The sequence below is a fragment of the Gordonia sp. CPCC 205333 genome (genome assembly GCF_048537885.1).
Taxonomy (GTDB): domain Bacteria; phylum Actinomycetota; class Actinomycetes; order Mycobacteriales; family Mycobacteriaceae; genus Gordonia.
Window position 1 is genome coordinate 384032 of sequence record NZ_JBCLVI010000005.1, and the last position, 14657, is coordinate 398688.

General features: G+C 64.1%; 15 protein-coding genes. 1 reads left to right on the forward strand and 14 read right to left on the reverse strand.

The features are described 5' to 3' along the window. Nucleotides 1-18: 18 nt before the first annotated feature. The 8 genes from holA to nadD form a co-directional block, all read right to left on the reverse strand. Complete coding sequence (holA, locus tag AAFP29_RS19630) at nt 19-972, reverse strand: DNA polymerase III subunit delta (protein WP_419219413.1); 954 nt, start codon at nt 970-972, stop codon at nt 19-21. Further along, nucleotides 854-2509, reverse strand: a complete 1656-nt coding sequence (locus AAFP29_RS19635; protein ID WP_419219086.1) for a ComEC/Rec2 family competence protein — start codon at nt 2507-2509, stop codon at nt 854-856. The genes holA and AAFP29_RS19635 overlap by 119 nt, the downstream gene beginning before the upstream one ends. Then, complete coding sequence (locus AAFP29_RS19640) at nt 2506-3501, reverse strand: ComEA family DNA-binding protein (RefSeq protein WP_419219087.1); 996 nt, start codon at nt 3499-3501, stop codon at nt 2506-2508. The genes AAFP29_RS19635 and AAFP29_RS19640 overlap by 4 nt, the downstream gene beginning before the upstream one ends. A gap of 101 nt (nt 3502-3602) precedes the next feature. Further along, complete coding sequence (locus tag AAFP29_RS19645; protein WP_419219088.1) at nt 3603-4454, reverse strand: DegV family protein; 852 nt, start codon at nt 4452-4454, stop codon at nt 3603-3605. 9 nt (nt 4455-4463) lie between these two features. Beyond that, nucleotides 4464-5240 carry a diglucosylglycerate octanoyltransferase gene (gene octT / locus AAFP29_RS19650; protein ID WP_419219089.1) on the reverse strand — a complete coding sequence of 259 codons (777 nt, stop codon included), beginning with the start codon at nt 5238-5240 and terminating at the stop codon, nt 4464-4466. 3 nt (nt 5241-5243) lie between these two features. Further along, the gene (locus tag AAFP29_RS19655; RefSeq protein WP_419219090.1) at nt 5244-5942 is read right to left on the reverse strand and encodes a histidine phosphatase family protein; all 699 of its coding nucleotides are present in this window, start codon (nt 5940-5942) and stop codon (nt 5244-5246) included. Beyond that, nucleotides 5939-6337 carry a ribosome silencing factor gene (gene rsfS, locus AAFP29_RS19660; RefSeq protein WP_419219091.1) on the reverse strand — a complete coding sequence of 133 codons (399 nt, stop codon included), beginning with the start codon at nt 6335-6337 and terminating at the stop codon, nt 5939-5941. The genes AAFP29_RS19655 and rsfS overlap by 4 nt, the downstream gene beginning before the upstream one ends. 44 nt (nt 6338-6381) lie before the next feature. Next, nucleotides 6382-7053, reverse strand: a complete 672-nt coding sequence (gene nadD / locus AAFP29_RS19665; RefSeq protein ID WP_419219092.1) for a nicotinate-nucleotide adenylyltransferase — start codon at nt 7051-7053, stop codon at nt 6382-6384. A gap of 231 nt (nt 7054-7284) precedes the next feature. On the opposite strand from nadD, the gene AAFP29_RS19670 reads away from it, so the two are divergent. Beyond that, nucleotides 7285-8274, forward strand: a complete 990-nt coding sequence (locus AAFP29_RS19670; protein ID WP_419219414.1) for a glycerophosphodiester phosphodiesterase family protein — start codon at nt 7285-7287, stop codon at nt 8272-8274. Between the two features lie 28 nt (nt 8275-8302). On the opposite strand, the gene AAFP29_RS19675 is transcribed toward AAFP29_RS19670, so the two are convergent. The 6 genes from AAFP29_RS19675 to AAFP29_RS19700 form a co-directional block, all read right to left on the reverse strand. Continuing rightward, nucleotides 8303-9718: a vWA domain-containing protein gene (locus AAFP29_RS19675; RefSeq protein ID WP_419219093.1), complete on the reverse strand. Its 1416-nt coding sequence runs from the start codon at nt 9716-9718 to the stop codon at nt 8303-8305. A 7-nt stretch (nt 9719-9725) separates the two neighbouring features. Then, nucleotides 9726-10652 (reverse strand): AAA family ATPase, encoded by a 927-nt coding sequence (locus AAFP29_RS19680; protein ID WP_419219094.1) that lies wholly within the window; start codon nt 10650-10652, stop codon nt 9726-9728. After that, nucleotides 10652-11980 (reverse strand): glutamate-5-semialdehyde dehydrogenase, encoded by a 1329-nt coding sequence (locus AAFP29_RS19685; RefSeq protein WP_419219095.1) that lies wholly within the window; start codon nt 11978-11980, stop codon nt 10652-10654. The genes AAFP29_RS19680 and AAFP29_RS19685 overlap by 1 nt, the downstream gene beginning before the upstream one ends. A 103-nt stretch (nt 11981-12083) precedes the next feature. Next, nucleotides 12084-13079 (reverse strand): MerR family transcriptional regulator, encoded by a 996-nt coding sequence (locus AAFP29_RS19690; protein WP_419219096.1) that lies wholly within the window; start codon nt 13077-13079, stop codon nt 12084-12086. Between the two features lies 1 nt (nt 13080). Continuing rightward, nucleotides 13081-13731 (reverse strand): HEAT repeat domain-containing protein, encoded by a 651-nt coding sequence (locus AAFP29_RS19695; protein WP_419219097.1) that lies wholly within the window; start codon nt 13729-13731, stop codon nt 13081-13083. Nucleotides 13732-13779: 48 nt separating this feature from the next. After that, complete coding sequence (locus tag AAFP29_RS19700) at nt 13780-14580, reverse strand: HNH endonuclease family protein (RefSeq protein WP_419219415.1); 801 nt, start codon at nt 14578-14580, stop codon at nt 13780-13782. Nucleotides 14581-14657: the final 77 nt, after the last annotated feature.

Below are 14657 nucleotides of genomic sequence, written 5' to 3' on the forward strand. Positions count from 1 at the left end.
TCCGCGAAATGCGACGATCTAGCGCCGCTCGCGGCTCGGTCGCAATCCCGTGATCTGTGCGACCGCGTGCTCCAGGCTGAAGTCGGCGTCGGCCGCTTGGCCTTTCACGTCGGCGTTGAGTTGCGCCACCACCACCAACGCACTGGCAATCGAATCCGAATCCCAGGCGCGGGCCTGCGCCTGGAGTTTCTTCACGCGGCTCGGCGGCATCCCGAGTTCTGACGCAGCCGAATACTGGTCAACCGAACCCAGTGATCGCACGCGGGCGATACCGTGCACGGCTTCGGCGAGGGCGTCGGCGAGCAGAACTCTCGGCACGCCGTGGTGAATTGCCCAGGCCAGCGATTCCTGTGCGCCGGCCCGATTTCCGGTGACGGTCTGATCGGCGATCTCGAAGCCGGTCACCTCGGGGCGGCCGGAGTAGTAGAGAGTCACGGCAGCAGCGTCGACTTTGCCACCGGTATCGGCGACCAACTGACTGCACGCTGCGGCCAACTCACGTAATTCGCCGCCGACGCTCTGAGTTAACTGCTCGGCGACCGGACCCGACACTTTGACATTGAGATTGCGGAATTCCTGTGCGACGAACTTCACCCGATCCGAGGGCCACCTCGGGGCTACACAATCGTGTTCGACTGCGCCAGCCTTCTTCAGCGCCGGTACCATCGCCTTCGCCCGACCGCCGCCGCTGTGGATCACCAATAGCGTGACTCCGTCGGGCAGTTGAGTGGCCGTCGACGCGATCAGCGCGGCCGGCTCTTTGCCAGCCTCCGCCGCAGCTTCCAACACGATGATGCGTTCTTCGGCGAATAGCGATGGACTCAACAACTCGGCCAGTTCGTGTTCGGTGACCTCACCCGCCCGGATCCGGGTGACCGGCACCTGCTCGTCTGCTTCCGCGCTGACTCGGTCGGCCACGGAACTGATAACCCGGCCGGCGAGGAAATCGTCGTCGCCAAGCAGGAGATGCAAACGGTCTACCACCCCGCCTATGCTGCCAGAGCCCCCTGACGACCCCGGCGATGGCCACGCTCAACCCCGCCACCAGAAGGGCCCCGGTGATACCGGCGGGAACTGGAATCGTCGCCCACCGCTGGCTACCGAACATCCCCGCACAGCGCAGGATCCACCACAACTCCGGGCCCAACGCCCGAACCAACAGCTCGGCGCAGCCCTCGCCGACCGCACCACAGGACGCGGCGACGGCAGCAAGCGCGCCGAGCACGCTGATCACACCAACGACCGGCGCAACGACCACATTGGCGAACACGCCGACAATGCTGAACCGACCACTGATCATCGCGACTAGTGGCGCGGTAGCTAATGACGCGATCATCGCCATCGCCAGCGCCTGAGCCACCCCGTTCGGAACCCGGTGACCGCGCAGCCATTGCGCACACGGGCCACCGCACACGATCAGTGCCGCAGAAGCCGCGACGGACATCGCGAACCCGGCATCGAGCGCCATCGACGGCCACCACAGCAGCGCGACGATGATGGCGGTGCCAAGTGCCGGCATTGCCTGCGAACGGCGAGACACCATCAACGCCAGAACCCCGACGATGCCCATCCCGGCCGCCCGAACCACACTCGGCGAGGGACGAACCACAATGGCGAAGCCGATGATCACCGCGATCCCGACAACCGCGGTGATACGCGGGCCGGCCCCAACGAATGAGACGAGCACAATCGCCGCCCCGGTGATCAGCGCGAAGTTCGCGCCCGAGACCGCGAGTAGGTGGGCAAGGCTGGCGGCGCGAAAGTCCTCGCGCACCGAGTCGTCGATACCGGAGGTATCCCCGATCACCAATCCCGGGAGCAACGCGGCTTGTTCATCCGGCAATGCCCGCTGGGTCACTTGCGCGAAGCGCCATCGCATAACCGCAGACGCACGGAGATAAGCCGGTCCGGCGTCGAGCAGCTTCGGCGCCGACGCCGCGTTGAGCGTCGCGACAGTCAGGTCATGTCCGGGTGGAGCACGGACCGCCACAACGGCTTCCAGCTGTTGCCCGGGTGACACGATCGCCCACGCACCTCGCAACTCACCGCTCGCGTAAACGGTGGCATCGGCCGGACGAATACGACGTGGCCGGCCATTATTATCGCGGCCGGCAAACGCTACCGACACTCGGATACGGAGCCGGGAGCCGTTGGGCGCCAACCACTGTGGATCGTCGGTAACCGAGAGAACGACTGTCGTACGGTGCCCGACATCCGCGCGCAGCCGGTGGTGTTCGACGACATCGATCCGCAGTAGCAGCACGGCACCCACGCCCGCAGTCAATCCCGCCGTCGCGACTACCGCGGCTGTCGTCGGCCACCGCACCGCAGTCACGACGGCCCGCCATACGAACCCAACGCACAGCAGTACACATCCGATCACCAAACCGACGGCGACAAAGGACGGCGCCGCCAATCCAACGATGGTGATTACCCAGCAGCCAATCGCCGGCGGAATCAGGCGAAAATCGATGGGCGACAACACTGTTGACTCCGCTGCTGGTTTCATATGACGACTTTGTCGCGCAGCTTCGCCAGCCGGCCCGGACCGATTCCGTCGACTTCGGCGAGTTGATCGACGGAGGAGAATCGGCCATTCCGATTGCGCCACTCGATGATCGCGGTCGCGGTCACGGGTCCGACGCCGGGCAGCGCGTCGAGCTGAGCTTGCGTCGCGGTGTTCAGATTCACCTTGCCCGGCGATGCGGTAGCACCACCCGAGGTCGGGGCCGATGCTCGGTCCGAATCCGGCGCGCCCGCGTCGTCCACGCCGATGATCGCGCTGCGCATGGGGCGACGACTGCTGTCCCCGCTGAACCCCACGATCACCTGGTCGCCATCGTGGAGCGGACGAGCGAGGTTGAGCGACAACAGATCCGCACCCGGACGTGACCCACCCGCTGCCGCCAGGGCGTCGGCGACGCGCGCCTGAGCCGGCAGATGTACCAGGCCGGGACGGTACACCAACCCGACGACACTAATCACCAATGTGCCCGACACCGCAGTGGACCGGGCGGGCGATCGTCCGGCGGATTCGCTCGATGACGGCGCCGAGTCAACCAGCGTCGAGGTCTTCGGGCCTGCTGATGGTGGAAATGCGACTGGCCCGATGTCTGCGGGCGCATTGCGAATCATCAGGACCGCGGCGACCACAACCGCGAGTATCCCGACAATTACCAGCGCCAGCGCCGCCGGTGGTGCAGGCAACACTCGGTGCCGCTCGGGGTCGTCGACTATTCGATCCGGATCTTCGGCGACGTCGTCATCGAGCAAATCACGCATCGAGCTCGGTGGCAGAGTTTCCGAATCCGACTGTGGCACAAGCCAGGACGGCAGCGCTCCGATCCCCCACCGCTCCGCCTCGGCGTCGATGCCGTGCGGCGACTCGTCGGGCCGCTCAATCTCGGCATCCGGATCGGCGACACCCGGTATCGCTGGCCGTTGAGGTACCCGCCCCAGCCGGCTCAACGGCGATTGGTGAAGCTGTTCATTCCTCCCCATGCGCCTTACCGTAGGGGGCACCGGGCAGTGGATCTGCTCAGCGCGACGTCGACTCCGCCGAACCTGTGTACAGCCCGGAGTTGTGGAAAACCCGGCTGCGGCTACACCACTGTCAGTGGCTCAAGTCGTGAACCAATCACTACCCCAACGGCACCGCGACCCACATGGCAGCCCAGAATCGGCCCCAAATCCACGACGACCGTCGAGGTGATCTTACGGATGCGTTCACTGAGCGTGGTGCGTACTTCCTCGGCGAGATCCGGCGCCTGACAGTGCTGAATACCCAGCGTGATCTCAGTGCCCTCCGACACCTCGACCGCGGCGTCGAGCATCTTCGCCAGCGCCTTGGAGAAAGTGCGGTGACGCTCGCGAAGCACCAACGAACCATCGACGGTGTGCAGGATCGGCTTGATCGAAAGTGCCGATCCCAGCAATTTGCTCGCCGCACTCATCCGCCCGCTATTTCGCAGATTATCCAGATTCTGCACTGCCAGAAGCGATTCAACGGTCGCCGATTCCCGAATGGCCTCCTCGTACACGCGGTCGCGGTCGCCACCGGCGGCAGCCGCCTGCGCCGCGGCGATGGCGGCGAAACCGACGGCCAAACCGACCGAGCGCGAGTCAACCACGCGCACCTGCCCCGAGTACTGCTCGGCGGCCAGGCGCGCGGCACTCCAGGTGCCCGACAGCCGCCGGGACATATGGACGGCAACCACGCCGTCGCCTTCACTTTCCTCAATCGCCTCGCCGAAGGCCGTTTCCAGGTCTTTGGGAATCGCCCCGGATGTGGTGACGTCCGGCGTCACCACAATGTCGTCGGGTATGTCGTCGATACCTTCTCGATAGTCGACGCCATCGACAGTCAGGTGCAACGGAACCTGCTTGATGCGGTATTGCTCGACTAGTGACTTCGGCAACCGCGCGGAGGAATCTGTGACGACGACAACTGGCACCCGTCCAGATTAGTCGGTCGACGCACCGACCTCGCGCTCAGCCAGGACCGACGCGACTACAGGTATCGCGACCTCCGCGATTGAGGTGTGACAGTCCGTTCCCCAGTGGATGCCGTCGGGATTCATACCCGAATTCGGGTCGGCGAAGGCGTCACGAGTCGTCGGATAAAAGTCGACGGTGACCAGCTCATGTTCAGCCGCCCAGCGTCGCATCGCGGCGGTTGTCGGAATCCGGCCGGTGTGGACCTTGCCGTAGTACGGACTCGCGTGCGTCGACGGCAGACACACCACGATCCGGAGTTCCGGCCGCAAGTGGGAGATGGCGCCACGGATCTTTTCCAGATAGTCCACCGTGACTCGTGGTGGCAAGGCCATCGGCCAGCCCAGCGGCGATAGCCGCGGTTGCAACCAGCCGTATGCCTCGCGCACTGCCGATCGCAACCCCGATGGCCGCAGATAGCGGATCTGCTCACGCAGGGCGGTCGGCAACGGTGACGGCAGACTGTCCATCCCGCCGATGGCGATTACCACGACGTCGGCGGTCGGCAACGCTGCCCAGATCCGCGGATCCTGGGTCACCGCCCACCACACGTCGCGAGTGGTCCAGCCGATTCTGCCGAAGAGCTCGACGCGACGCCCGACAGCTGCCCCGACGATATTGGGCCAGATCGATTTATCGTCTGCGGACAGGCCGCCTTTGGGGCCGTAGTACGCCAGTGAGTCGGACAGCACAACGACAGTGCCCCGGCCCTCGGAGGCGGCCCGTCCGGCGGTCACACTTGACACGCGCTACACGCCCTCCGCCGTCGCGTTCCACACATCCAGTCGCCACACGGGTGGCTCACCGTCGAAGCTGTGACCGCTCAACTGGACCCAACCGGTGTTCGCCAGCCCGCCCAATACCGGCCAGTTGGCTTGCGGCAGACCGAGCAGCGAGGCGGTCATCGCGGCTATCACGCCGCCATGCGCGACCAACACCACTGGCGCCTCCGGCGCATCGCCGATACCCCAATCGGGAAGTACCGCAAGGAGATCCGCGACGACAGGCGTTGCCCGCGTTGCGACATTCACGCGACTCTCGCCGCCCGGCGGTGCCCAGCTCGCATCGTCGCGCCAGGTACGTCGCGCACCGGGTAGCGCGGCATCGACATCGACGTGGGTCTTACCCTGCCATTCGCCCAGGTAGGTCTCACGCAGTCGATCGTCGATGGTGAGCGGCACACCGGTCGCCGTCGACAGTTCCTGCGCCGTCAGCCGGGCACGCTGTAGATCCGACGACCAGATGGCACGCGGCGTGCGGACCGCCAGCGCCGCCGCCGCGCGGCGCGCCTGCTCGAGGCCAACCGGGGATAGTTCGGTGTCGAGTTGACCCTGCATACGGCTCTGCGCGTTGAATTCGGTCTGCCCGTGTCGCAACAGAATCAGCCGACGCACCACCGGGGTCAACCGCTCCACGCTGGAATCGTGTTCGTCCGGTCCACCACTCATTCTTCGTCACCCGCCGCAGCCGCATCCTCGGCCTGCTTCAGACCGGGCACCTCGACTAGCGGGCAGTCCTTCCACAGTCGCTCCAGCGCGTAGAACTCTCGCTCGTCGGCGTGGAAGATGTGCACGACGATGACCGCATAGTCGAGCAGCGACCAGCGGCCTTCACGCGCGCCTTCACGACGCACCGGCTTATGGCCGGCCTCGCGGAGTTTCTCTTCCACTTCGTCGACGATCGAATTGACCTGACGCTCATTGTCGGCGGAACCGATAACGAACGCATCGGTGATGACGAGTTGTTCTGACACGTCGATGACGGTGACTTCGTGGGCGAGTTTGTCGGCGGCGGCCAGTGCGGCGACCCGTGCCATCTCCAGCGCCTCTGGTGAAGCTGTCACGCGACTCCTTTCGGTTGACCGGCTGACGCCGGTAGCGGATGCACCTATGGTGCTGACACACCGGGCGATGATGCACGGGGTGTCCGGTAAAGCTGTCGCTTGTTGACGTATTGCACGACACCGTCGGGCACCAGGTACCAGACGGGACGCCCGGCGCGTGCACGCTCGCGACAATCTGTCGACGAAATCGCCAGCGCCGGAATCTCCAACATCTGCAGGGTATCGGGCGGGAGCGCTTCCAGATGCGTGGCCAGGTGTGTCGCGTTCAGTTCGTAACCGGGACGACTGACCCCGACGAAATGGGCCAGCTCGAACAACCCTTCCCAGTCCTGCCAGGACAGGATCGACTCCAGCGCATCGGCTCCGGTGATGAAGAACAGTTCGGCATCGGGCAGCACCTTACGCAGATCTCGCAGGGTGTCGACGGTATAGGTGTCGCCGTCCCGGTCGATATCCACTCGGCTCACACTGAACTGCGGATTCGACGCCGTCGCGATAACCGTCATCAGATAACGATCCTCGGCCGGACTGACCGGCCGGCGGCCGGGCACCTTCTCGCGGTGGTTCTTCTGCCACGGTCGTCCGGTCGGCACGAAGATCACTTCGTCCAGCTCAAACCGGTGGGCCACCTCGCTCGCGGCGACGAGGTGTCCATTGTGGATCGGGTCGAAAGTCCCACCCATGACACCGATGCGACGCCGTCTGGCTCCTGACATGAGATCTGACATTACTCGGACGCTCTGCCCCGACATCTGCGCACTGCCGCACGGCCCAGTGCGTCGCCGCAGTGAACAACATCTGACATCTTCGGTGTGGGGCGTTCTCCGAGTTGCCCGGGTCCAGTGACCCCCCTATCGTTCGGCTTCGTGAGAATTCCTCGACTTAGTTCCCTGCTCACCATTGTGTGTGCCGTCACGACTATCGCCGCGGGCACGACCTTGACCGATATCGCCGATGGTGCGGCATCGGCGGCACCCCGGCTGAGTGCTGGTCGGGTCCTCGATTTGCAGGCGCATCGCGGCGGCCGTGGTGAACACACCGAGGAGTCGTTGCAGGGTTTCGCGGCCGCACTGCGCCTGGGGGTCAGCACGTTAGAGCTCGACATCGTGGTGACGCGCGACCACAAGCCGCTTGTCTGGCACGACCCGCGTATCCAGGCCGAAAAATGTGCCGACACCAAACCGGCGCGGCCCGGCGATCCACAGTTTCCGTACGTCGGCAAGCTGGTTCACGACCTCACCTTGGCCCAGTTGAAGACGCTGGTCTGCGACAAGAAATTGGACAGTTTCCCGACCGCACGTCGGGTCATCGGAAACCGAATCGCCACGCTGGGTGAGGTGTTCGCGCTGGCCGGGCGGCTCGGCGCGCGCGACGTCGGCTTCAATATCGAGACGAAGATCGAGGCGGAGAAGCGTGCCGATTCGGCCACGCCGGCCGAGTTCGTGGCGGTGATTCTCAACGAATTACGTTCTGCGCAAACGGTTCTGCACCGCAAACCCAATGCGACAATCCAGAGTTTCGACTGGCGCTCACTACCGCTGGTCAAGCTGGCGGATCCGTCGATCAAGACCGTCGCCCTATGGGACGAGACCACCTGGAAGCCAAACTCGGATTGGCTGGGACCGGTCAATTACGCTGCGGTACATGGCAATCCGATAGCCGGCGCTAAGCAGGTCGGCGCGTCCATCTTGTCGCCCGGCTACTCGAATCCCTCCGGTCAGACCACATCGGATCCCGGCTTTCGGCTCGTTGCGGACGCCGCATTCATTCGTCGCGCCCACGCGGCCGGCCTCAAGGTCATCCCGTGGACAGTCAACGACGAAGATGTGATGACCGCGCAGATCAACGCTGGTGCCGACGGCCTCATCACCGACTACCCGTCGAAGTTGCGGGCCTTGTTGGCCAAGCGCGGAATGGTGTTGCCGCGCAAGTACTAGCGTGCGGTTTTCACCGGGTGGGGAAAACTCACACCGGCAGTAAGTCGGCGATGACCTTACCCAGCTGATTCGCCGTGCGGCACTCGTGCATCTCGATGACGTCCGCGTACTCATCTGCTTCGGAATCGCCGACGCCCCAGTTGCTCTTTTCCTCAGGGTTCAGCCAGTATGCGTGCCGAACTCGCTCGGTCAATTCACGTAGGCTCTCGGTGCGCGGGTGGTGATAGTTGTTGCGGGCATCACCGAGAATCAGCAGTGCACCACGATGTGTCAGCGACTCCAAATAGTCTTCGGCGAAGCCGCGCAACATATTTCCGTAGTCGGAGTGGCCGTCGCGGGTACTGATCCGCGCCTGGGTGATCATCGACGTCATCACTTCACCGAACCGTTCGTCACTGTTGCCGCGATCGAAGTAGTCGCTCACCTCGTCAACAGTGTCGACGAAAGCGAACACTCGAACCTTGGCGAACTGCTGCCGTAGTGCGTACACCAATTGCAAAGTGAACTGCGAGAATCCCGCGACCGAGCCGGAGACATCGCAGATGATCACCAATTCCGGACGACCGGGCCGCGGTTTGCGGTGGCTCAGGTTGATCGGCACGCCGCCGGTGGACATCGACGCGCGCAACGTCTTTCGCACGTCCACCGCACCCCGGTGCGCCCGCCGACGTCGAATCTCCAAACGCGAGGCCAGCAGCCGGGCCAATGGAGCAACCGTGCGCCGGATCTCCGCCAGATCCTTCGCGCCGGCGGACAGAAAATTCGTGTGCTCGGGCAGTTTCGGCACGGCGTAATCGGCTACCCGATCGCGGCCGTTGCGCAGTGCCATCCGACGTTGGGTCTCACTCTCAATCTCCGCGCGCAGCTGCGCGACACGGTCGGCGGCCGCGCGACGATACATCGGCTGCGTACCGGCCCGCCCCTGCTCGGGTGCATCGCCGGCCGCCATTGCGGCGGCGATTGATGCGATCAGTGTCTGCGGACTCACCGCGGACAGTGCCTGGTAGGCCGAAAAGGCCTGCCCCCGTGCTGATTCGTAGGAGCCGACTTCGTCGACGATAAGTGCGACCAACGCCGCCTGCTGCGCCTGAGCTTCGGGCGAATCGTCGGCGAGAACTTCGGCCAGCATCTCACGCAACGCGGAGATGTCCACAGCGCCATCGTCATCGCGTGGAATCTCGGTGGCCGCGCTGCGCGCTCCGACACCAAGCGGGAACCAGAGGTCGAAGGTCTTGTCGAATACCATCCGGTGGGTGTGGTCGCGTAAGAGCGTGGCCGCCAGGCCTTCGCGAAAACTGCTGCGGTTCAGCAGATCTAAGACCTCAGCTGCCTGCCCCGCGTCGATCAGCTGGGACGGTCCGATCGGCATACCGCGCCGACGCAGCTCCTCGACGAACCCGGTGAGGTGTTCGGCAATGGGATGTGATGACGCGGTAGTTGGCATGGCTGAGTCAGCCGAGTTTCAGTTCGGTCAGTGCGGTCTTCAAATCGGGACGGTGTTTGAGTACGACGCCGAGGGTGCGTGCGATCAGACCGTCGTCGAGCTTTCCCGACGTCAGCTTCTGATCAGAACCATCAGCACCCAATTGCAGCAGGGTATTGCCCCAGTCGATGGTCTCGGCGACCGACGGCTTCTTGCGAATATCCAAGGTACGCAACACTCCGATGACTCGCACGATCTCGGCGGCCAGCGCCGACGACAGCGCCGGAACACGAGAGGCGAGAATTGCCCTCTCCCGCACCGGATCCGGGAAGTCGATGAAGAGATAGAGGCAACGTCGCTTCAGAGCTTCGGAGAGTTCACGGGTGGCATTCGACGTCAGGATCACGATGGGGCGGCGGGTCGCCGTCACGGTACCCATCTCCGGGATGCTGACGGCGAAATCGCTCAGTATTTCCAGCAATAGACCTTCAATGTCGACGTCGGCCTTGTCCACCTCATCGATCAGCAGGACGGTCGGATCGGTGCGGGAGATCGCGGTGAGCAACGGGCGCGGGAGCAGGAATTCTTCGGAGAAGATATCGGCTTTCGTCTCCGACCAATCGCGAGTGTCGCTGGCCTGGATGGCAAGGATCTGCTTGGCGTGATTCCACTCGTACAGTGCGCGCGCCTCATCGATGCCCTCGTAACACTGCAATCGCACCAGCTCGGCGCCGGTCGCGAGCGAAAGTGCCCGCGCCAGTTCGGTTTTACCGACACCCGCCGGCCCCTCGATAAGCAGCGGCTTGCCTAGCCGGTCGGCGAGAAAAGCGGCCGTAGACGTCGCATCGTCGGCGAGGTAGCCCGTCGCTTCCAAACGCGTTGTGACATCAGCGATGTCGGTGAATGTCGAGACGATTGGAGCGGTCTCGAAGGTGGAAGGCTTCGAATTAGTCATCAGACGGGCCGTACCTGTCCATCGCCCCACACAATCCACTTGGTAGAGGTCAGCTCGGGCAGCCCCATCGGGCCGCGGGCATGTAATTTCTGGGTGGAGATTCCGATCTCGGCACCGAAGCCGAATTGCTCACCGTCAGTGAACGCGGTGGATGCGTTCACCATGACCGCGGCTGCATCGACTCGCTCGGTGAACTCGGTGGCAGCGGCCAGATCGCGGGTGACGATAGCCTCGGTGTGCCCGGTGCCCCATCGATCAATGTGGGCGACGGCGGCGTCGAGATCTTCAACCGTCTTCATGGCGATATCGAGTGACAGGTATTCATCACCCCAATCGACATCGGTCGCCGGTGTCATGCCGTGTGTCGGGAGCGCGAGCGACTGGACAGCATCGAGCAGCGCCTCGTCGCCGTGGATGATCACGCCTTCGGCCTGGAGCACCGAGATGATCTTCGGCATCGCCTCGGCTGCGATCGCGGCGTCGATGAGCACAGTCTCGGCGGTGTTACACACGCTGGGGCGTCGAGTCTTGGAGTTGACGATGACCTTGGTGGCTACATCGAGGTCGGCGTCGGCGTGAACGTATACGTGGCAGTTGCCGGTCCCGGTCTCGATCGTCGGGACGGTCGCGTTGGCTACCACCGCGTTGATCAGCCCCGCGCCGCCGCGCGGAATCACGACGTCGACGAGTCCGCGCGCGGTGATCAACGCGGCCACACTGGACCGATCCTGTGCGGGCAGCAGAGCAACGGCGTCGGCAGAGATATGCCGGGCGGTCAGCGCCTGCCGAATGATCCGGACCAGCTCGGCATTCGAGTTGGCAGCCGATGACGACCCGCGCAGCAGTACGGCATTGCCCGATTTGAATGCGATGCCGAAGGCGTCGACGGTGACATTGGGCCGCGCTTCGTAGACGATGCCGACGACACCGAGCGGCACCCGAACCTGCCGTAACCGCAGGCCGTTGGGCAATGTTTTGCCAGCTATGACCTCGCCGATTGGATCCGCCAGCGATGCCACTTGGCGAAGACCCTTCGCGATCCCGGTTACCCGCTCGGCGGTCAGACGGAGGCGATCGAGCAGGCTGGCCTCGGTGCCGGCATTCTTCGCACGTTCGATATCAACCGAATTCGCGGCAAGTATCGAGTCCTGCGCACCCTCGATCACATCGGCGACAGCGAGCAGCGCCGCATTCTTCTCCGCGGTCGACAACCGGGCCAACGCGCGCGACGCCGCACGCGCCGCGGTTGCCTGGACGGTCACCGTGGCCTTGACGTCGGTGCCGTCGATATCGTGGGCCGTGCCCGGCCCGACGGTGGGTGCGCTCATTGTTTCCTCGCCTCAAAGCTGCGTGAACAGATCTTTCTAGGCTAACGCGCGCTCGGTTCCCGTATTCCGCAGGCCGACGATCAGGGCACCCGCCCGCGGTAGCTCAGTCCTTTCGACTGCCCAGGATCGCCGCGGCGGTCGCCGCGATCACTGGGTCGTCATCACGAACCAACCAATTGAGCACCGAGGTCGCATCATTCCCACTGAACTCAGCTAACGCTTGAGTAAGTCGCAGTCGCTCGGCCTGCGTGATGTCCTGATTCAGTACGTCGCGAACACCGTCGACTATTTCGCTTTCCTTCGACGAGTCATGCAGTGCGCCAAGGACTTCGGCCGCTTCGACGTCACGCCGTCCGGCGACGATCATCGCCACGAGGGTGGGGATGGCGTCGACGACTCCCCGACCACCGAGATTCAGCGCGGCGCGATCGGCGATTCCGACATCGGAATCGTGCAACGCCGCCCGCAACAGCCGCTCGGCGTCGCGGTCGGCAAGGGCGTCCACCGCATCGATCGCCCTACGCCGAATGGTCGGATCGCCGGACTCAAGTCCACCAGCCAAAGCCGTCGCACCATCACCGGCCGATCGGCCCAACGCCCACCGCAGCGCACCGGCGACATTGGGATTGTGCTCGGTGAGCAGGGCGGCGACAAGCGCCTCGGCGGGAAGTGCTGATCCCGCGTCGGCTGCCAGGACAGCTTGCTGACGACGGCCAGCCGAATCCGAACCAAGTGCCGCGAGCATCGACACGATCCGCAGCACGTCATTCCACGCCGACGGCGCTGCGGCGTCGACCCGTTCGAGATTGGCCAACAGTTCCTGCTCGGTGACGATGCGTATCCTGGTGTGTTCGATCAACTCGGCAACCAAATCGGCTGGAGCGAAATCGGGTTCGTCGAGGGCACGTTTAACGTCGGCGAGCGATAGTCCGAGGGTCCGCAGGCTCTCCACATGGAAGAGCCTGCGGATATCGTCGGCGCTGTATTCGCGATAACCGCCCGACGTCCGGCCGGTGGGTCGGACCAGGCCTACCGAGTCGTAATGTCGCAGCATTCGCGTGCTGACGCCGCTGTGGCGGGACACTTCGCCGATGAGCACGCTACTGTCCCGGGCCAGTCGCCGCCAGCCGTGTGGCGAACTCGGCCGAGAGGGTGAACCCGCGCTCGGGGTCTTCCCAGAGTTGTTGTGTCGCAACGGCATGTGCCGACACTGCCGGGATATGACTGCGGGCGGCGAAGTCGAGAATCGGTACAACACAATCGCCGAGTCCGACGAGCGCGCGACTCAAACTCAGGGCCATTTCCCGGTCTCCTCTCCCCAGCTCCGACGCCAGGTCCTTCGCCAACGCCGGCTCGCCTCCACTGGGGACGAGTACTACCGCCGCACGCCACGCGCTACGTGCCACCTCATCGTCGGGGTCGTGCAACAAAGCCGAGATCGACGGCCAAGCGCGAGGGTCGGCGATCTTCGACAGTGTATGCAGCGCTTGGCTGCGGGCCTGCGATTTCGGTGAGGTGAGTTCGCTGACTAGTAGCGGCACGGTGACGTCCGCCGGAAGCCGGGACAGTGCCCAGGTCAGCATGTCACGGACGAAGAAGTCGGGCTCGAGGGCGCAGCGGTCAACGAGTTCGGACACCAGCGCGGGGTCGGCACTCGTGCCGATCTGCAAAGCGGCGCGCAGCCGCACCGAGGCATCGCTCGCCCGCAATGCCTCGATCATGTCAGTTCTCGGTCTTCGGTTCATATCCATCGTCATCTCCTTTCCTCGACCATTGAACGGGTTGTCACGGTGTGAAGGTCAACCACGGGATCGGAAACACCCGTGCAGAACTCGCGCCAAAACATCTCGCGACGGAACGTCGAGATACAGGCGGTAAGCGTCGAGAACAGCTACGAACTGCGTCGCGTACTGGCAGTGAAATGCCTTGGCTGGCGGCATCCACCGTCCAGGTTCCTGATCACTCTTGTCCATATTGGACGTCCCGTCGACAGCGACGAGATTCGCCGGATCGTTGGCAAGATTGGCCCGCTGAGTCGCCGACCAATTGTTCGCGCCCATATCCCAGGCGAACGAAAGTGGCACGATGTGATCGATCTGGATGGCGGCGGAGTTGCGGCCCCGCCGGAAGGCGACGAAGCCGCCGGTGTACGGACTGCGCAGCTCTCCGGAAATCACTGCATGTGCGCACCCCGACGTCGGTCCGGTCCGGATATCTGTCAGGTCTCGAGCCAGAATGTCATTGCGGGTGTCGCAGCCGTTATGGCCGTTGACCACGTCGGCCTGGTCGGTCCACGGCATACCGAACGCGGCACGATCGTAATCGTCGCGGTGCGGCGGTCGCTGCGCCAAGACCGGTATCATTCCCAACCGCGCCAACATAATTCGCGATTGTTCGGTCGGCGTCTCGGCGGTCGAGACATATAGCCCCGCCATGACGACGGTTGCGGAGACGACGAATATCCACACTCCGAGCCAGCCCCGCAGGGACAACGGCCGGGACCGGAAGCGGCTAGCCTCGTGCCTCCAGCGCCGACGCCGCGCTCGACGTCGTAGCCAACGACGAACCGATTGGGCCGCGGCGACTTCCATGACAATCAGACGCAGCACGACGTCGTTCGGTTCCGTTGGCGCCGTTCATGAAGTAGATTCCGACTAGACAGTTCACATCGGCGTCA